General features: G+C 73.8%; 16 protein-coding genes. 10 read left to right on the top strand and 6 right to left on the bottom strand.

Annotation, left to right across the window (positions count from 1 at the left end):
- Nucleotides 1-8: 8 nt before the first annotated feature.
- The 6 genes from ACIQD7_RS13350 to pulA all read left to right on the top strand — a co-directional run bounded on the left by ACIQD7_RS13350 (nt 9) and on the right by pulA (nt 11918).
- The gene (locus ACIQD7_RS13350; RefSeq protein WP_402441648.1) at nt 9-1022 is read left to right on the top strand and encodes a carbohydrate ABC transporter permease; all 1014 of its coding nucleotides are present in this window, start codon (nt 9-11) and stop codon (nt 1020-1022) included.
- A complete protein-coding gene (locus tag ACIQD7_RS13345; RefSeq protein WP_202528624.1) occupies nt 1016-1891 on the top strand; it encodes a sugar ABC transporter permease in 876 nt (291 codons plus the stop codon). The genes ACIQD7_RS13350 and ACIQD7_RS13345 overlap by 7 nt, the downstream gene beginning before the upstream one ends.
- A 47-nt stretch (nt 1892-1938) precedes the next feature.
- A complete protein-coding gene (locus ACIQD7_RS13340; RefSeq protein WP_402441647.1) occupies nt 1939-3606 on the top strand; it encodes a glycoside hydrolase family 13 protein in 1668 nt (555 codons plus the stop codon).
- On the top strand, nt 3594-4691 hold the full coding sequence (locus ACIQD7_RS13335; RefSeq protein WP_402441646.1) for a LacI family DNA-binding transcriptional regulator: 1098 nt from the start codon (nt 3594-3596) through the stop codon (nt 4689-4691). The genes ACIQD7_RS13340 and ACIQD7_RS13335 overlap by 13 nt, the downstream gene beginning before the upstream one ends.
- Nucleotides 4692-4813: 122 nt before the next feature.
- Complete coding sequence (locus ACIQD7_RS13330; protein ID WP_402441644.1) at nt 4814-6508, top strand: carbohydrate-binding module family 20 domain-containing protein; 1695 nt, start codon at nt 4814-4816, stop codon at nt 6506-6508.
- Nucleotides 6509-6626: 118 nt separating this feature from the next.
- The gene (pulA, locus tag ACIQD7_RS13325; protein ID WP_402441643.1) at nt 6627-11918 is read left to right on the top strand and encodes a pullulanase-type alpha-1,6-glucosidase; all 5292 of its coding nucleotides are present in this window, start codon (nt 6627-6629) and stop codon (nt 11916-11918) included.
- Nucleotides 11919-12036: 118 nt separating this feature from the next.
- Here pulA and ACIQD7_RS13320 read toward each other — a convergent pair whose 3' ends face one another.
- Nucleotides 12037-12774 carry a TetR/AcrR family transcriptional regulator gene (locus tag ACIQD7_RS13320; RefSeq protein ID WP_402441641.1) on the bottom strand — a complete coding sequence of 246 codons (738 nt, stop codon included), beginning with the start codon at nt 12772-12774 and terminating at the stop codon, nt 12037-12039.
- A 37-nt stretch (nt 12775-12811) separates the two neighbouring features.
- Here ACIQD7_RS13320 and ACIQD7_RS13315 point away from each other — a divergent pair, with 37 nt between their 5' ends.
- Complete coding sequence (locus tag ACIQD7_RS13315; RefSeq protein ID WP_402441639.1) at nt 12812-13309, top strand: hypothetical protein; 498 nt, start codon at nt 12812-12814, stop codon at nt 13307-13309.
- A gap of 10 nt (nt 13310-13319) precedes the next feature.
- Here the strand turns inward: ACIQD7_RS13315 and ACIQD7_RS13310 are convergent, their stop codons facing one another.
- From ACIQD7_RS13310 to ACIQD7_RS13295, 4 genes are all read right to left on the bottom strand, one after another.
- On the bottom strand, nt 13320-14381 hold the full coding sequence (locus ACIQD7_RS13310) for a PDR/VanB family oxidoreductase (RefSeq protein WP_402441638.1): 1062 nt from the start codon (nt 14379-14381) through the stop codon (nt 13320-13322).
- On the bottom strand, nt 14381-15265 hold the full coding sequence (locus tag ACIQD7_RS13305; RefSeq protein ID WP_402441637.1) for a metal-dependent hydrolase: 885 nt from the start codon (nt 15263-15265) through the stop codon (nt 14381-14383). The genes ACIQD7_RS13310 and ACIQD7_RS13305 overlap by 1 nt, the downstream gene beginning before the upstream one ends.
- 139 nt (nt 15266-15404) lie before the next feature.
- Nucleotides 15405-18056, bottom strand: a complete 2652-nt coding sequence (locus ACIQD7_RS13300; RefSeq protein ID WP_402441636.1) for a hypothetical protein — start codon at nt 18054-18056, stop codon at nt 15405-15407.
- A gap of 130 nt (nt 18057-18186) precedes the next feature.
- Nucleotides 18187-18987 carry a tyrosine-protein phosphatase gene (locus ACIQD7_RS13295; protein ID WP_402441635.1) on the bottom strand — a complete coding sequence of 267 codons (801 nt, stop codon included), beginning with the start codon at nt 18985-18987 and terminating at the stop codon, nt 18187-18189.
- Nucleotides 18988-19140: 153 nt separating this feature from the next.
- Here ACIQD7_RS13295 and ACIQD7_RS13290 point away from each other — a divergent pair, with 153 nt between their 5' ends.
- Entirely contained in the window at nt 19141-19545 is a 405-nt protein-coding gene (locus ACIQD7_RS13290; protein ID WP_402441634.1) for a hypothetical protein, read from the top strand.
- A gap of 43 nt (nt 19546-19588) precedes the next feature.
- Here ACIQD7_RS13290 and ACIQD7_RS13285 read toward each other — a convergent pair whose 3' ends face one another.
- Complete coding sequence (locus tag ACIQD7_RS13285) at nt 19589-20590, bottom strand: NAD-dependent epimerase/dehydratase family protein (RefSeq protein ID WP_402441633.1); 1002 nt, start codon at nt 20588-20590, stop codon at nt 19589-19591.
- Nucleotides 20591-20822: 232 nt separating this feature from the next.
- Between ACIQD7_RS13285 and ACIQD7_RS13280 the strand changes: the two genes are divergently transcribed.
- Both ACIQD7_RS13280 and ACIQD7_RS13275 read left to right on the top strand, forming a co-directional pair.
- A complete protein-coding gene (locus ACIQD7_RS13280) occupies nt 20823-21458 on the top strand; it encodes a hypothetical protein (protein ID WP_402441632.1) in 636 nt (211 codons plus the stop codon).
- 50 nt (nt 21459-21508) lie between these two features.
- Nucleotides 21509-22939, top strand: coding sequence for a PepSY-associated TM helix domain-containing protein (locus tag ACIQD7_RS13275; protein WP_402441631.1), 1431 nt, complete (start codon nt 21509-21511; stop codon nt 22937-22939).
- Nucleotides 22940-22973: the final 34 nt, after the last annotated feature.

The following is a 22973-nucleotide window of genomic DNA, read 5'->3' as shown; positions in this document are numbered from 1 at the left end:
ACCGGCTGATGGCTGTGGACACTCCCAGCCAGTCGGTGGCGAAGGCCGCGGGCGACAGCGTCGCCCGCGGCCGGAGCCGCGGAACTGGCAAGCGCAGGAGAGCCGAGAAGCGCTCCCTCTCCACCCACTGGTACGCCTGGGCGATGGTCGCCCCGGTGATCGTCGTGATCGCCGTGATCATCGGCTATCCGCTGGTCCGCGGCATCTACCTGTCGCTGACGGACGCCAACGAGCGCAACGTCGCGCGGTCGATCGGCGTCAACGAGATCCCGGCCACCTACGAGTTCGTCGGCCTGGACAACTACGCCGACGCCCTCACCGGCAGCCAGTTCCTCTCCACCCTCGGCTGGACCCTGGTCTGGACGGTGGCCTGCGTCTCGCTGACCTTCGCCCTCGGCCTGGCCCTCGCCAACATCCTGAACCGGAAGATCGCCGGCCGCTCCTTCTACCGGCTGCTGCTCATCCTGCCCTGGGCCGTGCCCGGCTTCGTCTCCGTCTTCGCCTGGCGCTTCCTCTACAACCAGGACAACGGCCTCCTCAACAAGATCCTCGCGGGCGGCGGCATCGACGCCGTGCCGTGGCTGAACGACCCCACCTGGGCCAAGCTCTCGGTCATCGCGACCAACGTCTGGCTCGGCGTCCCGTTCATGATGGTCGCCCTCCTCGGCGGCCTCCAGTCCATCCCCGGCGAGCTGTACGAGGCCGCCGAGATGGACGGCGCCAACGCCTGGCAGCGGTTCCGCAACATCACCATGCCCGGCCTCAGCTCGGTCTCCACGACGGTGATCCTGCTCTCCACCATCTGGACCTTCAACATGTTCCCGGTGATCTTCCTGCTCACCCGGGGCGGGCCCGGCGAGGCCACCCAGATCCTCGTCACCCAGGCCTACAAGTTCTCCTTCGAGGTCAGTCCGCGCGACTTCGCCCAGTCGTCGACCTGGGGCGTGCTCATCCTGATCCTCCTGATGCTCTTCGCCGCGGTCTACCGCCGAGTCCTCCGCAAGCAGGGAGAAGTCTGGTGACCACCACGACCCCCACCCCCCGGGCCGCGACCAACGCGCCGATCCGCGGACGCCGTTCGCCGCTGTCCTCGGCCGCGCTGCACCTGACGCTGATCGCGGCCTCCGTGATCGCCGTCTTCCCGGTCCTCTGGGTGCTGCTGACCTCGCTGAAGCCCGCGAAGTACGCCATCACCACGGACTTCTTCAAAGAGACGACGTTCGAGAACTACACGAACCTCCTGAGGGACACCCCGTTCCTCACCTGGTTCGGCAACTCGCTGCTCATCGCCGGACTCACCACCGTCGTCGGCGTCTTCATCTCCGCCACCACCGGCTACGCCGTCAGCCGCTTCCGCTTCCCCGGCAAGCGCGGCCTGATGTGGACGCTGCTCATCACCCAGATGTTCCCGGTCGCCGTCCTGATCGTGCCGATCTACAACATCATGTCGTCGATGGGCCTGCTCAACCAGCCGGCCGGCCTGGTCATCACGTACCTGACCATCGCCGTCCCGTTCTGCGCCTGGATGATGAAGGGCTTCTTCGACACCATCCCGCGCGAGATAGACGAGTCCGGCTACGTCGACGGCCTCACCCCCTTCGGCACCTTCTGGCGGCTGATCCTGCCGCTCGCCAAGCCGGGCATCGCCGTCACCGCGTTCTACTCCTTCATCACCGCGTGGGGCGAGGTCGCCTACGCCTCCGCCTTCATGGTCGGCGACGAGAACCTCACCCTCGCGGGCGGACTGCAGAAGTTCGTCAACCAGTACGGCGCCCAGTGGGGCCCGATGTCCGCGGCCTCCGTGCTCATCGCCATCCCCGCGGCGCTGGTGTTCCTCTTCGCCCAGCGGCACCTGGTCACCGGCATGTCCGCCGGAGCCGTCAAGGGCTGAGCCCGACCACCGCCTTCGCACGCCCCTCCTTACCTCCCAGGGAAGACATGACCCAGCATCTCGCCGCCCCGGCCGACGTCCCCACCACCGGAACGCACACGGGCTGGTGGAGAGACGCCGTGATCTACCAGGTCTACCCGCGCAGCTTCGCCGACGGAAACGGCGACGGCATGGGTGACCTGGAGGGCGTCCGCAGCCGGCTGCCGTACCTCAAGGACCTGGGCGTCGACGCCGTCTGGCTCTCGCCGTTCTACGCCTCCCCGCAGGCCGACGCCGGCTACGACGTCGCCGACTACCGGGCCATCGACCCGATGTTCGGCTCCCTGCACGACGCCGACGCGGTGATCCGCGAGGCCCACGCCCTGGGCCTGCGGATCATCGTCGACCTCGTCCCCAACCACTCCTCCGACCAGCACGAGTGGTTCCAGCGGGCCCTGCGCGAGGGCCCCGGCTCGCCGCTGCGCGAGCGCTACCACTTCCGCCCCGGCAAGGGCGCGGACGGCGCGCTGCCGCCCAACGACTGGGAGTCCATCTTCGGCGGCCCGGCCTGGACCCGCACCGAGAACCCGGACGGCACCCCCGGCGACTGGTACCTGCACCTCTTCGCCCCGGAGCAGCCCGACTTCAACTGGGAGCACCCGGCCGTCCGCGACGAGTTCCGCTCCATCCTGCGCTTCTGGCTCGACATGGGCGTCGACGGCTTCCGCGTCGACGTCGCCCACGGCCTCGTCAAGGCCGCGGGCCTGCCCGACATCGGCGCCCACGACCAGCTGAAGCTGCTCGGCAACGACGTCATGCCCTTCTTCGACCAGGACGGCGTCCACGAGATCTACCGCTCCTGGCGCAAGGTCCTCGCCGAGTACGACGGCGAGCGCGTCCTCGTCGCCGAGGCCTGGACCCCCACCGTCGACCGCACCGCGAACTACGTGCGCCCCGACGAGATGCACCAGGCCTTCAACTTCCAGTACCTGGGCACCCACTGGGACGCCACCGAGCTCCGCACCGTCATCGACGCCTCGCTCGACGCGATGCGCCCGGTCGGCGCCCCCACCACCTGGGTGCTCTCCAACCACGACGTCACCCGGCACGCCACCCGCTTCGCCAACCCGGCGGGCCTCGGCACCCAGCTCCGCGAGGCCGGCGACCGCGAACTCGGCCTGCGCCGGGCCCGCGCCGCCACCCTCCTGATGCTGGCCCTGCCCGGCTCGGCCTACGTCTACCAGGGCGAGGAGCTCGGCCTGCCCGACGTCACCGACCTGCCCGACGAGGTCCGCCAGGACCCGTCCTTCTGGCGGGCCAGCGGCCAGGACGGCTTCCGCGACGGCTGCCGCGTCCCGATCCCGTGGACCGCCGGGGGCACCTCGTACGGCTTCGGCGCGGGCGGCTCCTGGCTGCCGCAGCCCGCGACCTGGGGCGCGCTCAGCGTCGAGGCGCAGACCGGCGACCCCGGCTCCACCCTGGAGCTGTACCGCAGCGCGCTCGCCGTGCGCCGGACACAGACCGGGCTCGGCGCGGGCGAGGACGTCGCCTGGCTGGAGGCCCCCGAGGGCGTCCTCGCCTTCCGCCGCGACGGCTTCGTCTGCACCGCCAACACCACCGGCCGGGCCATCTCCGTCCCGCTGCCCGGCCGGTTCCTCCTCTCCAACGAGCCCGTCGCCCCCGGCGCGGACACGGTGGAGCTGCCCGCCGACACCACCGTCTGGTGGGCGGTGTGACGATCCCCCTGCCGCGGGGCGCCGGAACGGGCGCCCCGCGGCTCGCGGACATCGCCGCCCAGTCCGGGGTGAGCGAGGCCACCGTCAGCCGCGTCCTCAACGGCAAGGCGGGGGTGGCCGGCGCGACCCGGCACAAGGTGCTCGCGGCGCTCGACGTGCTCGGCTACGAGCGCCCCGTACGCCTCAAACGGCGCAGCGCGGGCCTCGTCGGGCTCGTCGTGCCCGAGCTGACCAACCCGATCTTCCCGGCGTTCGCGCAGGTCGTCGAGCAGGTCCTCGCCGGGCACGGCTACACCCCGGTGCTCTGCACCCAGATGCCCGGCGGCGCCACCGAGGACGAGCTGGTCGAACAGCTCGTGGAGCGCGGGGTCTCCGGCATCGTCTTCCTCTCCGGGCTCCACGCGGACGCCACCGCCGACCCGGCCCGCTACGCCCGGCTCGCCGCCCGGGGCGTGCCGTTCGTCCTCATCAACGGCTACAACGAGCACGTCGACGCCAACTTCGTCTCCCCGGACGACCGGGCCGCCGCCCGCATGGCCGTGCGGCACCTGGTCGAGCTGGGCCACGAGCGCATCGGCCTTGCCATCGGCCCCACCCGCTACGTCCCCTCCCGCCGCAAGGCCGAGGGCTTCACCGCCGAGCTGTACGAGCTGCTCGGCGTCGAGCGCGCGGACGCCGAACGGTTCATCAGGCCCACGCTCTTCGGCGTCGAGGGCGGCCACGCGGCCGCCGACATCCTGCTCCGCGAGGGCTGCACCGGCATCGTCTGCGGCTCCGACCTGATGGCGCTCGGCGTGATCCGCGCGGTCCGCGCCCGGGGCCTCGACGTGCCCGGGGACGTCTCCGTCGTCGGCTTCGACGACTCGCCCCTCATCGCCTTCACCAGCCCGCCGCTCTCCACCGTCCGCCAGCCCGTGCAGGCCATGGCGACGGCCGCCGTGGGCGCGCTCCTGGAGGAGATCGAGGGCAACCCCGTCCAGCGCACCGAGTTCGTGTTCCAGCCGGAGCTGGTGGTGCGCGGCTCGACCGCGCAGGCGCCCGCGCGGGACGCCTCGGACGCCGCGGGACCGCAAGTCCTTTCGTAACAAATTGCGTTGCGGTGTCCGGAGGGTTGACCGGGCGTCGGGGCGCTCATACGGTCACGGCTGAAAACAGTTGCTGATTTTTTCGGCAACTTCTTGCGACAGTGAAGTCAGCAGGAGGAAACATGGCCAGAAAGACCGTGGCCGCTGCACTCGCCCTCGTGGCGGGAGCCGCTGTGGCCGTCACGGGGAACAGTCCCGTCCAGGCCGCACCGCCCGGCGAGAAGGACGTCACCGCGGTGATGTTCGAGTGGAAGTTCTCCTCGGTCGCCCGGGAGTGCACCGACCGCCTCGGACCCGCCGGATACGGCTACGTCCAGGTCTCCCCGCCCCAGGAGCACGTGCAGGGCGGCCAGTGGTGGACCTCGTACCAGCCGGTCAGCTACAAGATCGCCGGCCGCCTCGGGGACCGCACCGCCTTCAAGAACATGATCGACACCTGTCACGCGGCGGGCGTGAAGGTCGTCGTGGACTCCGTCATCAACCACATGGCGAACGGGTCGGGCACGGGAACGGGCGGGACCCCGTTCTCCAAGTACGACTACCCGGGCCTCTACTCCGGCGCCGACATGGACGACTGCCGGGCCGAGATCACGAACTACCAGGACCGGGCCAACGTCCAGAACTGCGAGCTGGTCAAGCTCCCCGACCTGGACACCGGCGAGGACTACGTCCGCGGGAAGATAGCCGGCTACCTCAACGACCTGCTCTCCCTCGGCGTCGACGGCTTCCGCATCGACGCCGCCAAGCACATGCCGGCCGCCGACCTCGCGAACATCAAGTCGCGGCTCACCAACCCCGGCGCGTACTGGAAGCACGAGGCCATCCACGGCGCCGGCGAGGCCGTCTCCCCGAGCGAGTACCTCGGCAGCGGCGACGTGCAGGAGTTCCGCTACGCCCGCGACCTCAAGCGCGTCCTGCAGAACGAGAAGCTCGCGTACCTCAAGAACTTCGGCGAGGCCTGGGGTCACATGCCCTCCGGCCAGTCCGGCGTCTTCGTCGACAACCACGACACCGAGCGCGTCGGCGACACCCTGTCCTACAAGGACGGCGCGAACTACACCCTCGCCTCCGTCTTCATGCTCGCCTGGCCCTACGGCTCCCCGGACGTCCACTCCGGCTACGAGTGGACCGACAAGGACGCGGGCCCGCCCAACGGCGGCCAGGTGAACGCCTGTTACAGCGACGGCTGGAAGTGCCAGCACGCCTGGCGCGAGATCTCCTCCATGGTCGCCTTCCGCAACACCGCGCGCGGCCAGGCCGTCACGAACTGGTGGGACAACGGCAACAACGCGATCGCGTTCGGCCGCGGCTCCAAGGCGTACGTGGCCCTCAACCACGAGTCCTCGGCGCTCACCCGCACCTACCAGACCTCCCTGCCCGCCGGCACCTACTGCGACGTGCAGTCGAACAACCCCGTCACGGTCGACGGTTCGGGACGGTTCACGGCCACCCTGGGCGCCAACACCGCGCTCGCCCTGCACGTCAACGCCAAGAGCTGCGGCACCACCACCCCGCCGCCCGCCTCCACCGGCACCTCCTTCCAGGCCACCGCGACCACCGTCGTCGGCCAGAACATCCACGTCACCGGGAACCTCGCCGCACTCGGCAACTGGTCCCCGGCCTCGGCCCCCAAGCTCGACCCGGCCGCCTACCCGGTCTGGAAGCTGACGCTCTCCCTGCCCGCCGGGACGACCTTCGCGTACAAGTACGTCCGCAAGGACGCCGCCGGGAACGTCACCTGGGAGTCCGGCGCCGACCGCACCGCGACCGTCCCCGCCTCCGGGCAGCTCGTCCTGAACGACACGTTCCGCAGCTGAACCGCAGCTGAAACACGGCTGACCCCCCACCAGCCGTACTCCACCCGCTGATCCCGCACCGCAAGGGCCGCCCCGTCCGGGGCGGCCCCCTCTTCCCGTACCTCCAGGGAGACTCCCCGTGATACGCAAGAGAACGGCGGTCGCACTGGCCGCCGCCCTGTGCGCGGCCCTCGTGCCCGCCGTGCCCGCGACCGCCGCGCCGAAGCCCCCGGCCCCGCCGTCCGACCGGGCGCTCGCGGCCGAGCCCGCCCGCCAGGACCTCACCCGCGAGCAGTTCTACTTCGTCCTGCCCGACCGCTTCGCCAACGGCGACCCGTCCAACGACCGCGGCGGCCTCACCGGCAGCCGCACCCGCACCGGCTTCGACCCCGCCGACAAGGGCTTCTACCAGGGCGGCGACCTCAAGGGCCTGACCCAGCGGCTCGACTACATCAAGGGCCTCGGCACCACCGCCATCTGGATGGCGCCGATCTTCAAGAACCGGCCCGTGCAGGGCGAGGGCGAGAACGCCTCCGCCGGCTACCACGGCTACTGGATCACCGACTTCACCCAGGTCGACCCCCACTTCGGCACCAACGCCGACCTGGAGCGGCTGATCGCCGCCGCCCACGCCAAGGGCATGAAGGTCTTCTTCGACGTCATCACCAACCACACCGCCGACACCGTCGACTACGCCGAGAAGAAGTACGGCTACCGCCCCAAGGGCGCCTACCCCTACCTCGACGAGGACGGCCGCCCCTTCGACGACCGGAACGCCGTCGGCCGGGTGGACGCGGACTCCTTCCCCTACACCCCGGTGGCGGAGAAGGGCGTCAAGGTCCCGTCCTGGCTCAACGACCCCACGATGTACCACAACCGGGGCGACTCCACCTGGGTCGGCGAGTCCGCCGAGTACGGCGACTTCGTCGGCCTGGACGACCTCTGGACCGAGCGGCCCGAGGTCGTCGAGGGCATGAAGCGGATCTACGAGAAGTGGGTCCGCGACTTCAAGATCGACGGCTTCCGCATCGACACCGTCAAACACGTCGACCTGGACTTCTGGACCCAGTGGGCCACCGCCCTCGACGCCTACGCGAAGAAGCGCGGACGCGAGGACTTCTTCATGTTCGGCGAGGTGTACTCCGCCGACACGGCCGTCACCGCCCCCTACGTCACCCGGGGCCGGCTCGACGCCACCCTCGACTTCCCCTTCCAGGACGCGGCCCGCGCCTTCGCCTCCCAGGGCGCCGGGGCCGACCGCCTCGCCAAGGTCTTCGCCGAGGACTACCGGTACACCACCGACAAGGCCAACGCCTACGAGCAGGTGACCTTCCTCGGCAACCACGACATGGGCCGCATCGGCACCTTCCTCAAGCAGGACAACCCGAACGCCACCGACGCCGAACTCCTCAAGAGGGCCCGGCTCGCCAACGAGCTGATGTTCCTCTCCCGGGGCAACCCGGTGATCTACTCCGGCGACGAGCAGGGCTTCACCGGCGCCGGCGGCGACAAGGACGCCCGCCAGCCCCTCTTCGCCTCGAAGGCCGCCGACTACCTGGACGACGACCAGCTCGGCACCGACCGCACCCACGCCACCGACGCGTACGACACCGGCCACCCGGTCTACCGCTCCGTCGCCGCCCTCTCGAAGCTCACCCGCGAACACCCGGCCCTGCGCGACGGGATCCAGCAGGAGCGGTACGCCGAGGGCTCCGTCTACGCCTTCTCCCGCACGGACGCGAAGGCGCGCACCGAGTACCTCGTCGCCAGCAACGGCTCCACCGCCGACAAGACCGTCACCATCCCCGTCGACTCGGCGGCCTTCCACACCCTGTACGGCGGCCGGGGCGCCGTCGCGGCGGAGGGCGGCGAGGTCACCGTCACCGTCCCGGCCCTCTCCTCCCTGGTCCTCAAGGCCGACCGGGCCCTCCCGGCCCCGGCCGTGAAGCCCTCCGTGCACCTCAGGGCCCCCGCCGCCGGAGCCACCGGCACCGTCGAGCTCTCCGCCGACGTCACCGGCGGCGGCCTCAACCGGGTCGTCTTCGCCGCCCAGGTCGGCAACGGCCGCTGGCAGACCCTCGGCACCGCCGACCACGCCCCCTACAAGGTCACCCAGCACGTCACCGCCCCCGCCGGCACCCCCCTGCGCTACAAGGCCGTCGCCGTCGACGGCTCCGGCCGCACCGCGAGCGCCACCGCCGCCACCACGGCGGGCGCGCCCCCGGCCCCCGAGAAGCCGGTCGCCGTCGAGCGCACCCACGCGATCGTCCACTACCGGCGCGCGGACGGGAACTACGACGGCTGGAAGCTGAAGGCCGCCGGCCAGGAGGCCGCGTTCACCGGCCGCGACGCCCACGGCGCCTTCGCCTGGGTAGAGGTCCCCGAGGGCGCCGCCACGATCCCGTACACCGTCGAGAAGGACGGCGCCGCCGACGGCCCGCAGAGGACCGTCGACCTCGGCCGCACCGGCGAGGTCTGGATCACCCAGGGCCAGGACGGCCAGTCCGACACCAATCCCGCCCCCGTCACCCCGGACAAGACCAAGGCCGTCCTGCACTACCAGCGCGCCGACGGCGACTACGACGGCTGGGGCCTGCACACCTGGACCGGCGCCGCCCAGCCCACCGACTGGTCCAAGCCCCTGATGCCCGTCCGCGTCGACGCGTACGGCGCCGTCTACGAGGTGCCGCTCGCCGAGGGTGCGACCTCCCTCTCGTACATCCTCCACAAGGGCGACCAGAAGGACCTGCCCACCGACCAGTCCCTCGACCTCGCCACCTACGGCCACGAGGTCTGGCTGCTCGGCGGGAAGCCCAAGTACCTCCTGCCGACCGTCGGCGGCACCCCCGACCTCGACCTCACCAAGGCCTCGGCCCAGTGGATCGACCGGAACACCGTCGTCTGGAAGGTGAAGGCCACCGACGCCACCAGCCAGCAGCTGGTGTACGCGAAGGACGGCGGGATCGCCGTCACCGGCGGCGCCCTGAACACCGAGGGCCAGTGGCTCCGGCTCGACCGGGCGACGCTCACCGACGCCCAGAAGGCGAAGTACCCGCACCTCAAGGACTACCCGGCCTTCACCGTCGACCCGCGCGACGCCGACCGGACCCGCGAGTCCCTGCGCGGCCAGCTGATCGCCACCCAGCGCGCCGCCAACGGCGCCCTGCTCGCCGCCACCGGCGTCCAGACCGCCGGAGTCCTCGACGACCTGTACGCGAAGAAGGCCGCGAAGACCGCCCTCGGCCCGGTCTTCGGCCGCCACGGCGTCACCCTCTCCGTCTGGGCCCCCACCGCCCGGTCCGTCGACCTCGAACTCGACGGCCGGACCGTCGCCATGCGCCGCGACGACACCACCGGCGTCTGGTCCGCCACCGGCCCGAAGTCCTGGACCGGCAAGCCGTACCGCTACGCGGTGGAGGTCTGGGCCCCCACCGTCCAGAAGCTCGTCACCAACAAGGTCACCGACCCCTACTCCACCGCCCTCACCACCGACTCCGCCCGCAGCCTCGCCGTCGACCTCACCGACCCGAAGCTCGCCCCCACCGGCTGGAAGACGCTGAAGAAGCCCGCCGCCGTACCGCTGCGGGACGCCCAGATCCAGGAACTCCACATCCGGGACTTCTCGATCGCCGACCCCACGGCCCGCGCGGACCACCGGGGCACCTACCTGGCCTTCACCGACAAGGACAGCAAGGGCTCGAAGCACCTGCGCGACCTCGCGGACTCCGGCACCTCCTACGTCCACCTCCTCCCGGCCTTCGACATCGGCACCATCCCCGAGAAGAAGGGCGACCAGACCGCCCCGGCCTGCGACCTGAAGGCGTACGCCCCCGACTCCGAGGAGCAGCAGGCCTGCGTCGCCGCCGCCGCGGCGAAGGACGGCTTCAACTGGGGCTACGACCCGCTGCACTACACCGTCCCCGAGGGCTCCTACGCCACCGACCCCGAGGGCACCCGCCGCACCGTCGAGTTCCGGCGGATGGTCCAGGCCCTCAACGGCGACGGACTGCGCACCGTCATGGACGTCGTCTACAACCACACCGTCGCCGCCGGACAGTCCGACAAGTCCGTCCTCGACCGGATCGTGCCCGGCTACTACCAGCGGCTCGACGCCGACGGCGCCGTCACCACCTCCACCTGCTGCGCCAACACCGCGCCCGAGAACGCCATGATGGGCAGGCTCGTCGTGGACTCGATCGTCACCTGGGCCAAGGAGTACAAGGTCGACGGCTTCCGCTTCGACCTCATGGGCCACCACCCGAAGGAGAACGTCCTCGCCGTCCGCAAGGCCCTCGACGCCCTGACGGTCGCGAAGGACGGCGTCGACGGCAAGGCGATCGTCCTCTACGGCGAGGGCTGGAACTTCGGCGAGGTCGCCGACGACGCCCGCTTCGTCCAGGCCACCCAGAAGAACATGGCCGGGACGGGCATCGCGACCTTCTCCGACCGGGCCCGCGACGCCGTGCGCGGCGGCGGCCCCTTCGACGAGGACCCGGGCGTCCAGGGCTTCGCCTCCGGCCTCTACACCGACCCCAACGCCTCGGCCGCCAACGGCACCCCGGCCGAGCAGAAGGCCCGCCTCCTGCACTACCAGGACCTCATCAAGGTCGGCCTGACCGGCAACCTCGCCGACTACACCTTCACCGACACCTCCGGCCGCACCGTCAAGGGCTCCGAGGTCGACTACAACGGCTCCCCGGCCGGCTACGCGGCCGCCCCCGGCGACGCCCTCGCCTACGCCGACGCCCACGACAACGAGTCCCTGTACGACGCGCTCGCCTTCAAGCTCCCGGCGGGCACGTCCCCGGCCGACCGGGCCCGCGCCCAGGTCCTCGCCATGGCGACGGCCACCCTCTCGCAGGGCCCGGCGCTCTCCCAGGCCGGATCGGACCTGCTGCGCTCCAAGTCCCTGGACCGCAACTCGTACGACAGCGGCGACTGGTTCAACGCCATCCACTGGGACTGCCGCGACGGCAACGGCTTCGGCCGGGGCCTCCCGCCCGCCGCCGACAACCAGCCCAAGTGGGGCTTCGGCAAGCCCCTCCTGACGAACCCGTCCCTCACCGTCGGCTGCGCGCAGATCGACGGCGCCTCGGCCGCCTACCGGGACCTCCAGAAGATCCGCACCACCGAACCGGTCTTCTCCCTGGCCACCGCCGACCGGGTCCGGTCGGCCCTGACCTTCCCGCTCTCCGGCCGCGACGAGACCCCCGGCGTGATCACCATGCGCCTGGGCGACCTGGTCGTCGTCCTCAACGCGACCCCGGGGCCGCAGCAGCAGAAGGTCACCGACCTGGCCGGCAAGGGCTACCGCCTGCACCCCGTCCAGGCCAAGGGCTCCGACGCGGTCGTGAAGACCGCCTCCTACGCGAAGGACTCGGGCACCTTCACGGTCCCGGCGCGGACGGCGGCGGTGTTCAAGGCCGGCTGACCGGCTCCCGGGAGGCGCACCCGCCCCCCCGGGTCACCCCGTAGGACGTGCGTGCCGTCGGCGGCGGGCCTTTCCGGCTCCCCATCGGCGGCACGGCGGTTCGCGGCCCCGGACCGCCCTACGGCAAGCGCTGGTCGGGCACGGCGGACAGGGCGTCCGGGGCGGGGGCCGGGGCGAGCGCGGCCAGCCGGGCCACCAGGTCCCCGAAGGGGCCGTCGGCCGGCTCGTCGGCCAGGATGCCGACCAGGATCTCCGCCATCCCGGGGTCGTACGCGGCGCTCACCGCGGCGAGGGCCGCGAAGTCGTGCACGAGCTGCAACTCCAGCTCCGCGCGCGGCACCCGCCGCCCGTCCAGCCAGAGCAGCGCCGTCGACTCGGCGAGGGACACCCAGGAGCGGACCACCAACTCCAGGCGGGCCGAGGGCTCCTCGACCTCCAGGTGCGCGAGGATCTGCTCGTACGCGGCCTGCCGCACCTCGTCGATCATCGCGTTCGTCGTCGAGGAACCGACGGCCGGGCCGCCCCGCATCAGCGCCGCGAAACCGGGGCCGTGCTCGTCCACGAAGTCGAAGAACCGGCCCATCACCCGCAGCAGCCGGGCGCCCAGCGGCCCCCGGGGCGGCTCCACGAACCGGGCCGCCAGCTCGTCGGCGGCCCGCCGGAGGGCCGCCTCGTAGAGGCTCTGCTTGCCGGGGAAGTAGTGGTAGACCAGCGGTCGCGAGATGCCCGCGGCCGCGGCGATCTCGTCGATGGACACCTCGTCGGGAGAGCGGTGGCCGAAGAGTTCGAGGGCCACCCCGATCAGCTGCTGCTTGCGCTCCTCGACGCCCATCCTGCGGCGCACCCCGGTCGTCATGCGAACAGCCTAATGGTGTCCGTTACGCTCCTGCCCCATGAGCGCTTCCGACCAGGACACCCCGGCGACCCGGACCCCGAAGGCCCCCGGGGCCCCGAAGCCCGCCGGGGCCGCGGAAGTCCCCGAAGCCCCCGAAGTCCCCGACGCGGCGGGGACGTCCGAAGCCCCGGGCATACGGGAGCCCGCCGAACCGCACGAGGAAGAGGGCGGCGAACTCGACGAGGACGGACTCGACGAGGAGGACGACGGGGTCGACGACGCCGACGGACGGCCCACCGGGGGCCTCACCCCCAAGCAGGCGAGGCGCCTCCGCGTCGCCGCCGCCTCCGTGCTCCTCGTCGCCCTCGCCGTCGTCCTCGTCGTCCGCCTCGCGAGCCGTACGTCCGTCCTGGTCGTCGGCGTGTACGGACTCGCCATGATCCTCTGCGGGGTCGTGATCGAGCTCTCCCGCAACGGCCGTACCCGCCTGGGGACTTGGCTCCTGGTGGGCGGCCTGCTCGCCGCGCTCGCCCTGGACTGGCTGGTCCTCCCCTAGGGGCCGGGGCTCACAGGTCGAGCACGAGCCGCTTCCCCGCGCAGCGCGAGACGCAGATCAGCATCGAGTCGTCCCGCTCGGCGTCCGTGAGCAGCTCGTCCCGGTGGTCGATCTCGCCCTCCAGGACCCGCTGCTGGCAGGTCCCGCAGAAGCCCTGCCGGCAGGAGTACGAGACGTCCGGCAGCTCCGTGCGGACCGCGTCCAGGAGCGACTGGCCGGCGGCCACCGCCACCGTGCGGCCGGAGCGGCGCAGTTCGACCTCGAAGGCGCTGCCGCCGGTCGTCGCGGACGCCGAGAAGCGCTCCAGGCGCGGGGTCCGGCCCTCGGGCATCGCCGCGCCGACCGCGTCCATCAGGCCGTCGGGACCGCAGCAGTACACGACGGCCCCCTCCGGCAGGTCCCCGAGGAAACCCAGGTCGGGCAGGCCGGACTCGTCCTCCGCGACCACGGTCGTCCGCCCGCCGCCCAGCGCCTCGGTCTCGGCGAGGTACGGCATGGTGGCGCGGCTCCGGCCGCAGTGCAGGAGCCGCCAGTCCGTCCCGGCCGCCTCGGCGGCACGCAGCATGGGCAGGAGCGGGGTGATGCCGATGCCGCCCGCGACGAAGACGTACGCGGGCGCGTCGACCAGCGGGAAGCGATTCCGGGGGCCCCGGACCTCGACCTCCACGCCCTCGTGGAGCTGCTCGTGGACCTCCCGCGACCCGCCCCGGCCGCCCTGCCCGGCCTCGATCAGCCGGGTGGCCACCGTGTACGCGCCGGCGTCGGCGGGGTCGCCGCAGAGCGAGTACTGCCGGACGAGCCCGGAGGGCAGGACCAGGTCGATGTGGGCGCCCGGCTGCCAGGCGGGCAGCCCGGAGCCTTCGAGGCGCAGCTCCACGACGCCCTCGGCGGGCGTGGAGCGGCCGGTCACCAGGGCCTTGAGGGGGACCGTGCGGCCCCGGCCGTATCCGGAGACCGGCTCGTCCAGGGCGGGCATCGGCCACAGCGGGGCGGTGGACATGCGGCTGCGGACGGCGCGGCGGACGAGCAGCGCGGCCCCGGCGGCGAGGGCGACGGCGGCGAACCGGGCCATCAGTGGCCTCCGTTGGCGCCGGGGGAGGAGGCGAGGTAGGCCACGGCCTGCGCGGTGTCGCCCTCCTGGGAGGGGTGGTAGGAGCGGCTGAGGTAGCGCGGTATGGAGCGCAGCATGGCCGGGGTGGAGGGCAGCACGCCCCGCCGCCCCCGGCGGACGAAGTCCGCGAGGGAGGGCTTGGCGTCGAAGAGGCTCGGGTCGTTCTCCATGAAGAAGCGGACGCCCCGCTGCCAGAAGAAGGCGAGCCCGCCGAAGGCGACGGCCCAGGTGCGGGCGCGGCGCCGGTAGCCGCCGTCGAGGTGCATGAAGAGCTCGAAGGCGACCGAGCGGTGCTCGACCTCCTCGGCCCCGTGCCAGCGCAGCAGGTCGAGCATGGTCGGGTCGGCGCCGATCCGGTCGAGCTCGTCGGCGTTGAGCACCCAGTCGCCGAGGAAGGCGGTGTAGTGCTCGATGGCGGCGATGACCGCGACCCGCTCCATCAGCCACCAGCGGCGCGCCCGGCCCGGCGGCAGGGCGCGGTCCCCGAGCAGCTTCTCGAAGAACCAGTCGACCTGCGCGGTGTACGGGGTGGGGTCGAGGCCCTGCTTCCGCAGGTGCGGCAGGACGTCGTCGTGGGCCTGGGAGTGGATGGCCTCCTGGCCGATGAAGCCGATGACGTCCTCGCGGAGCCGGTCGTCCGTGATGTACGGCAGCGCCTGCTTGTAGACGTGCACGAACCAGCGCTCGCCGGCCGGGAGCAGCAGGTGCAGCACGTTGATGGTGTGCGTGGTGAACGGATCGCCCGGAACCCAGTGGAGCGGAGTCTCCTCCCAGTCGAAGGAGACCTTGCGGGCCTTGAGCTCGACGTGCTCCGACGCCACCGGTGCAGGCTGCGTATTAGACATGCCGTCAATGTACTGAGGGGTAAGCGACGGGAACAGGTGCGTGCGGCTTCTTTTTGGGAGGGGGAGGGGTGCGGGGGAGGGCCCGGGCACGGACGCGGACCCGGGTGCGGGGGAGAGCCCGGGCCCGGCCCCGCACCCCTCACCGCAGCGCGGCCCTCCGCGTCCCGTCCCGCAGGGTGCCGTCCAGGTCCGCCTCGGCGCCCGCGCCCGCCCGCACGGCGAGGACGGGGCCGTCCGTGCGGCCCTCCACCCCGCCCGAGACCTCCAGGGACGCGAAGTCGGGGGAGCCCGCCGCCAGGACGTACCGGTTGCCGCCCGGCGCCTGCCACAGCACGCCCGCCAGGACCCGGGGATCGCGCACCCCGCAGGCCGGCGAGCCCTCGGAGCGGGCCGCGAGCGCCGCCGGCACCTCCGGCGACGGGACCAGGAACTGGGCGAGGACCCGGTCGCCCGTGCCCCGCCAGGTCTCCGCGCGGGTGCACAGCCAGGCGCCGAGCCCCGCGCCCTCCGGCAGCCGCTGCCGGGCGAACCGCCAGGCGTTCACCGACCGCACCCCGTGCGCCCGCACCGTCGTCAGCTGGCAGGCCGTCCGCGCCCAGGCCTCCCGCGCCTCCGGCCCGGTCGCGTCCGCCGGGGCGGCCGGGCGGCCCCACAGGAGCCGGGCGGGCGCCAGCTCGCCGAGGTCGGTGAAGAGCCGGAGGCCCGAACCGTCCCGCGTCTGGAGGGTGTTCCAGCGGGTGCAGCCCTTCGCCTGCGCCGGACTCGGCACCGGGTCGGTGACGCCGTGCGCGTCCCGGGCCAGGGCGTACGGCTCCTTCGCGGGCAGCAGCAGGTTCCGCACGGCCGTCTCCCGTACCCAGGGGGCCGTGAGGTAGCGGACGTTGCCCGCCGCGCGGGACACGACGAGCGCCGTCGAGCCGACCGCGTCGGCCCCGTCCGTCCGCGCGAAGTCGAGCGCGACGCCCGCCGTCCCCTCCACCGGCTCCGCGTACCGCACGGCCCGCAGCCCGTCGTGGAAAAGCACCACCCGCACCGCGTCCACCCGGCCCGCGAACAGCAGTTGGGGCGGCCCCATCGGAGGCCCGACGGGGGTCCCCGGCGTCGCGGACGACTGCACGGCGCCTCCGGGCCGCGCCCATACGGCGAGGGCCCGCCGCAGCAGCGCACGGTCCCCGGCCAGGTCACCGCGCGCGGGCCACACGGAGAAGTCCCGCCGGGTGGCCCCCGGCCAGACCGCCGGACCGACCCGCTTGACGGCGGCCGGATCGAGCGCGGCCTCGGCGGCGGGATTCCGCGCGTACGACGGCGCCGCGGCACCGTCCCGCCCCCACCCGTCCCCCGGCAGCCCGAGCAGCGCCCCGCACACCACCAACGCCACGACGGCCGTCACCCCGGCCCGCACGTGCTGCCGCCGCCGCAACAGATCGGTCGGCCGCGCCTGCAACGCACAGGGATCGAACTCGTCCGATTCGAGCAGGGCGGCACCACTGAGCCGGGGACGCCGGGGGGACGTTCCCCCGAGCGGTCCCCCCGGGGCCCCGGCGCCGGGCTGCCGGAGGCCTGCTGCGGCCTCCGCACCGGGTGCAGGGCCCCCGGACCCGGCTGTGATCCCCGTACCCGGCGCCGGACGCCCGGATCCCGCCGTGGCACCCGCGCCGGGCGCCCGATGCCAGGGCCCCGCTGTCGTCTCCGCACCGGGCACCTGCCGCCCAGCTCCCGCTGCGGGTCCCGCACCGGACGCCTGACGCCGGGATTCCGCCGCGGCCTCCGCGCTGGACGCCGGGCGTCCGGTGCCCGCCGTGGCCTCTGAGCCGACCGCCGGACGCCCGGATCCCGTCTCGGCCCCCGCGCCGGGTGCCGCGTATCCGGGCTCCGCCGCGCTTCCCGCACCGGATGCGGGGCGTCCGGGCCCCGCCGTGCTCCCCGCGCCCGGCACCGAACGCCCAAGCCCCAAGCCACGTTCCGGCCCACCAGGCCCACCAGGCCCACCCGGCCGTCCGACCCGGCCCCCGGTCCTCCCCGGGCCGCCCTGCTCGCCGACCCGCTCGGACCTTTCGGTACGTCCGAGCCCGGCGCCGGCCGGGCCACCGGCACCTGACGTGCCCGGCACGTCCGGGCCCCCGGCCGCCCCGGGCCCGCCGCCCCGGCGCCCCTGCCCGCCGACCACGGAGGGGCGGTCGACGGCGGGGGCACCCGGGCCCCCCGCGTCCGCCCCGCCCCCCGACACGTCCCACGTGTCCACCGTGTCCACCGCGTCCGCCTCCGCCAAAGCCGCCGCCGGGTCCTCCACCCCCGCCGAGGCCAGGGCGCGCAGCACCTCCGGGTCGCCCTGGCGTTCCAGGCCGCGGAGGACGTAGGCCGCGCGGCCGGGGCCGGAGAGGCGGGAGAGCCGCTGGTCCAGGGCGAGTTCGTCGGCGCCGCCCACCCGGGGGAACAGCCGCAGCCCCCACACGTGCGGCAGCAGCGGCGGGAACTGCGCCCGGCGCGGCAGCGCCAGCCGCCGCAGCGGCAGCCCGGCGACCAGGGCCTGCCGCAGCACCTCCCCCCGTACGTACGCGTACCCGGGATCGACCGCGTCCTCGGCCCGCCGCGGCCCCGGCACCCGGCGGCGCGGCAGCGAGCGCTGGACGAGCGCGTGGGCGGTCAGCACCCGGCGGTTGCGGCCGAGCGTGGGCGGCAGGACGAGATAGGCGATGCGGACGAGCCGCGGATAGCGCTCGACGAGCGCGGCCTCGGCCTGCTCGACGTCGACGGGACCCGTGGGGGAGGGGTCGAGATCCTGGGTGCTCACGTTCAGCAGAACGAGCGATTCTTCCGATGGTCACCCCGGCGGCCGGTCACCCCGGCGGCGGGGGACGGCCACCGCACCGGGAGGCCCCGTCACCCCCCGTCCGCCGCCAGCCGCTCCCGGATCCGCCCCGTCACCCCCCGTCCGCCGCCAGCCGCTCCCGGATCCGCTCCGTCACCTCGTCCGGCACCCCGAGCCCCTCCCGTACGTACTTCTCCATCGAACCGTGCCGCACCGCCACCTCGTCGAGCGCCGCGTCCAGGTACTCCGGGAGCACCCCGATCAGTTCGAGCGCCAGCTCCGGGTCGCCGCCCTGGGCCGTGAACCCCTCGATCATCGGCGCGAACGCCTGCCGCACCGCCGGATTGACCGACAGGTACTCCTCCCGGACCGTCTCCTCGTCCGCCCCGAGCAGCGACAGGACGACCGTCGCCGCCCACCCCGTCCTGTCCTTGCCCGCCGTGCAGTGGAAGAGCAGCGGCCCGGCGTCCGGCGCGCCCAGCTCCGCGAGCAGGGCGGCGTAGGAGGCGCGGGCGGAGTCGGCGGAGACGAAGGCCCGGTAGGTGCGCGCGAAGGCCTCTCGCATCCGGCCCCCGCCCAGGTGCTCCTCGGCCAGGGCCGGCTGGGAGAGCAGCGTCTTCAGGCGCGCGGCCGGCGGCAGCCCGCTGGTGGCCAGCCAGTCGGCGAGCACGTCCGCGACGAGCAGCCGCGCGCCGGCCGGCAGCCGGTCGGGCCGCTCCTCGCGCTCGGCGTCCGTCCGGAAGTCCACGACCGTGCGGACCCCCAGGCCCGCCACGGCGTGATCGCCGGGGTCGAGCCGGTCGAGCTGCGCGGAGCGGAACACGAGCCCCGGACGGACCGTACGCCCGCCCGCGAGCGGCAGGCCTCCGAGGTCACGGAGGTTGGCGACGGAGACGGCGGGAATGGCGGCCATGACGTCGACTCCTCCGGTTCGTGCCCTTCGCACCCTTCAGACCCTTTCGGGCCCTTCCCGTCGACCGTAAGGGATCACGCCGGTGCGGGCAGGTCCTGGCGGGCCCCCCGGGTCACCGGGCCCCCGGGTCACCGGGGCTGCTTGAATGCCCGGGTGATCGACGTACTGGCGGCCCTCGCGGCCGGCGCCCTGGTGACCTGGCTGATCCGCCGCAAGGTGCGGCAGCGCGCGGAGGACGCCGAGCGGGGCGACGAGATCGGGGTCCCCTGCATGGTGCGGCACCCCGCGCGCGAAGGCCGCTGGCTGCGGGGCCGGATGGTGATCGGTCCCGCCGGGATGACCTGGGAGCCCGGCAGCAGGGCCGGGGCGGCGCTGTCGCTCCCGGCGGAGCTGCGCCGGGTCGGCCTGCGCGTCCCCACGGTCCGCGAGGCGATCACCATCAACGGCGGCTCCCGGATCGTCGAGTGCGCCTCCCCCGAGGGCACCGTCCTCATCGCCGTCATGCCGTACGAACTGGAACACGTCCTCAAGGCCCTGGACGCGCCGGGGACGGAGTAGGGGCCCCGCCACGGCCTCCGCGCGGCCCCTCACCCCCGGCCCCTCACCCCCGGCCCAGCGCCGCCACCACCTCCGCCTCCCGTTCCGGGGACAGGCCGGGGCCCGGGCGGTCCGGGCGCTGGGGGGCGGTCCCGCCGAGGGACTCCAGCCAGGCCCAGGTGTCCGCGACCGTCTCCGTCACGGGCCGGCAGCGCAGCCCGGCCGCCAGCGCGCGGGACACGTCCGCGGTGTGCATCGCGTCGTACGTCTCACCCGGCGGCAGCCACACGGGCAGCTCCGTCCACGGCTCCGCCCCCGCCGCGACCAGCTCCTCCGGCGCGGTCCAGCGCAGCTCCGCGCCCGAACCGGTGGCCCGGACGCAGGCGTCGAGGAACCCGCCCATCGTGGTGTGCCCGGGCGGCGAGACGAGGTTGTACGGCCCCGACCGCCCCGCCTCCACCGCGTCCAGCGTCCACGCGGCCAGGTCGCGCACGTCCACGTACTGGATCGGCGCCGTCTCGGGCCCGGGGGCCAGGACCGGGCCGCCGCGCGCGATCCGGTTCAGCCACCAGGGAAGCCGGCCCACGTTCTCGTACGGCCCGAGGATCAGGCCCGCGCGGACGAGCAGCGTCCGGTCCGCGCCGAAGGCGGCCTCCGCGGCCAGCTCGCCCCCGCGCTTGGCCTCCCCGTACGGCACGTCCCCGTCGTCCGGCGAACCCGCCACCAGCGGACCGTCCTCCCCGAGCCCGGCCGCCGGGGGCCAGGCGTACACGGAACGGCTCGACACGTACGCGTACCGCCCGGCCCGGTCCGCGAGCAGCCGCGCCGCGTCCCGCACCGCCGAGGGGGCCGCCGACCAGGTGTCCACGACCGCGTCCCAGGAACCGCCCGCGAGGGCGGCGAGGCCCTCCGGACCCGCGGCGCGGTCCCCGAGCAGGGACCGGACCCCCGGCGGGGGAGCGTGCCGTCCCCGGTGGAAGACCGTCACCTCCCACCCCCGGTCGAGCGCGTCCTCGACGACCGCGCGACCCACGAACTCCGTGCCTCCGAGCATCAGCAGCTTCATGATCGAAGCCTGCCCCCGCCGTTCGGGACGGGACCAGCGTTTCCGCTCCCGGAGGATTCCGCCGGGGGCGGAAACGGGCGGGGGACCGGACATCGGGAGGGGGTCTGTCCCGCCGGATGGCGGGATGGCACCATGGCGGGCGATGACGGATGCCCGGTCGCCCTTGCGCGCCCTGCGAGCCGCGCTCTTCGCGGTGGTGTGCGTGGCTTTGGCCGCCGTGGGGCATTCGTCCATGTCTGCGCACCGGCTCCCGGCCACCGCGCTGCTCGGCGCCTTCGCCGTGACGGCCGCCGTCGCCTGGGCCGCGGCCGGCCGCCGCCGGGGCACGCCCGCCATCGCGGGCGCGCTCCTCACCCTCCAGGGCGCGCTCCACGTCCTCTTCTCGACGACGGGCGCCCACGGATCCACGACGGGCGCTCACCACACCACGCACGGCCCGCACACCACGCACACCCTGCACGGCACCGCCGTCCCCACGGCGGGCGCCGAGGGAGCGGGCTCTGCCCTGGACCCCGCCTCCTCCTCCGCCCTCGACCCCGCCCTCGCCCAGGTCGTGGACTCCGTCACCGCCTCCGGCCCCGGCATGGTCGCCGTCCACCTCCTCGCCGCGCTCCTCTGCGGCCTCTGGCTGGCCCACGGAGAGGCCGCGTTCTTCGCGCTCGCCCGCGCCGCCCTCGCGTACGCCTTCGCCCCGCTGCGCCTGCTGCGCGCGCTCGTCCGCGTCCCCGACGCCCCGCGCGGCCCGGTCCGCCGGGCGCGGCGGAACGCCCACCGGCCGCACACCGTCGTCCTCGCCCACACCCTGTCCCGGCGCGGCCCGCCCCGTCCGTCCGCACCCCGCGCCACGGTCCTCGGAGCACACGTCTGACCCGGGGGCCGCTTCCCCCTGTCTGCACCGAGAACCCAGGACAGTCGCCCATGACGATCGACGATCCCGCACGCCCCGAAACCCCCGTGCAGGAACCGCCCTCCGCTCCCCGCAAGCCCACCGCCTGGAGCGGCCTGCGCCCCCTCCTCCTCCGTCTCCACTTCTACGCGGGCGTCCTCGTCGCCCCGTTCCTCCTCGTCGCCGCCCTCAGCGGCCTGCTCTACGCGCTCTCCTACCAGGCCGAGAAGGTGGTCTACGCGCACGAGCTGGAGGTGCCCGTCGGCGACGCCGCCCTGCCGCTCTCCCGGCAGGTGGACATCGCCCGCGGGGCCAACCCGGACGGCACCGTCACCGCCGTCTGGCCCGGCGCCGAACCCGGCGCGACGACCCGGGTCCTGATGGCCGACCCCGACGCCCCCGAGGGCACCTCGCTCGCCGTCTTCGTCGACCCGTACACCGGGGACGTCCGCGGGCAGCTGCCCAGCTACGGCAGCTCCGGCGCCCTGCCGCTGCGCACCTGGATCGACGGCCTCCACCGCGACCTGCACCTGGGCGAGTTCGGCCGCAACTACAGCGAACTCGCCGCGAGCTGGCTGTGGGTGATAGCGCTCGGCGGCCTGCTGCTCTGGATCGGCCGGCGCCGGAAGAACCGACGCGCCCTGTTCGTGCCCGAGGGCGGCCCGGCCTCCCGCCGCCGCACCCTCTCCTGGCACGGCTCGGTCGGCCTGTGGGCGGCCGCCGGCCTCGTCCTGCTCTCCGCGACGGGCCTGACCTGGTCGCGGTACGCGGGCGAGAACATCGGCACCGTCCAGGACGGCCTCGGGGGCGCGACCCCCACCCTCACCGCGACCCTCGACGGCGCGCCCGCCGGCTCCGACGGCCACGAGGGCCACGGCGGCGGCCACTCCGGAGGCACCACCGCCCAGGGCCCGGACGTCGGCTTGGACCGGGCCGTCGAGGCGGCCCGCGCCGCCGGCATCGACAGCCCGCGGATCTCGGTGGCCCTGCCCGCCGACGGCAAGGGGTACGTGGTCAAGGAGACCGACACGCAGTTCCCGCTCGAACTGGACTCGGTGGCCGTCGACCCGGCCGACGGCGCGGTCCTCGACCGGCTCGCCTTCGCGGACTACCCGCTGCTCGCGAAGCTCACCCGGATCGGCATCGACGCGCACATGGGCGTCTTCCTGGGCCTGTTCAACCAGCTGCTGCTCGCGGTCCTCGCCCTCGCGCTCGTCCTGATGATCCTCTGGGGCTACCGGATGTGGTGGCTGCGCCGCCCGGGCCGGCCGGCGGCGCGCGGGGCCTGGCGGAAGGTCTCGGTCACCCTGCTGCTCCCGCTCGCGGCGGTCACGGCGCTCGTCGCCTGGTTCGTCCCGCTGCTCGGGATCAGCCTGCTGCTCTTCCTGGCCGTCGACTTCGCCCTCGCCCTCATCGCGAAGGTGAGGACGAGGGCGAAGGCGTCGGGAGACGGCACGGCCTGACCGGAACGGACGTCCCGGCCGGGCCGAACGGCCC

Origin of the sequence: Streptomyces sp. NPDC093071, from assembly GCF_044754545.1 — a bacterium.
Lineage (GTDB): Bacteria > Actinomycetota > Actinomycetes > Streptomycetales > Streptomycetaceae > Streptomyces.
This window is presented reverse-complemented; position numbering and strand designations above follow the sequence as displayed.

Coding starts and splice junctions, on each gene's coding strand:
- ACIQD7_RS13350 (WP_402441648.1), top strand. CDS start 9: ATGGCTGTGGACACTCCCAGCCAGTCGGTGGCGAAGGCCGCGGGCGAC.
- ACIQD7_RS13340 (WP_402441647.1), top strand. CDS start 1,939: ATGACCCAGCATCTCGCCGCCCCGGCCGACGTCCCCACCACCGGAACG.
- ACIQD7_RS13330 (WP_402441644.1), top strand. CDS start 4,814: ATGGCCAGAAAGACCGTGGCCGCTGCACTCGCCCTCGTGGCGGGAGCC.
- ACIQD7_RS13320 (WP_402441641.1), bottom strand. CDS start 12,774: ATGACGACCGGGGTGCGCCGCAGGATGGGCGTCGAGGAGCGCAAGCAG.
- ACIQD7_RS13315 (WP_402441639.1), top strand. CDS start 12,812: ATGAGCGCTTCCGACCAGGACACCCCGGCGACCCGGACCCCGAAGGCC.
- ACIQD7_RS13310 (WP_402441638.1), bottom strand. CDS start 14,381: ATGGCCCGGTTCGCCGCCGTCGCCCTCGCCGCCGGGGCCGCGCTGCTC.
- ACIQD7_RS13305 (WP_402441637.1), bottom strand. CDS start 15,265: ATGTCTAATACGCAGCCTGCACCGGTGGCGTCGGAGCACGTCGAGCTC.
- ACIQD7_RS13295 (WP_402441635.1), bottom strand. CDS start 18,987: ATGGCCGCCATTCCCGCCGTCTCCGTCGCCAACCTCCGTGACCTCGGA.
- ACIQD7_RS13285 (WP_402441633.1), bottom strand. CDS start 20,590: ATGAAGCTGCTGATGCTCGGAGGCACGGAGTTCGTGGGTCGCGCGGTC.
- ACIQD7_RS13280 (WP_402441632.1), top strand. CDS start 20,823: ATGTCTGCGCACCGGCTCCCGGCCACCGCGCTGCTCGGCGCCTTCGCC.
- ACIQD7_RS13275 (WP_402441631.1), top strand. CDS start 21,509: ATGACGATCGACGATCCCGCACGCCCCGAAACCCCCGTGCAGGAACCG.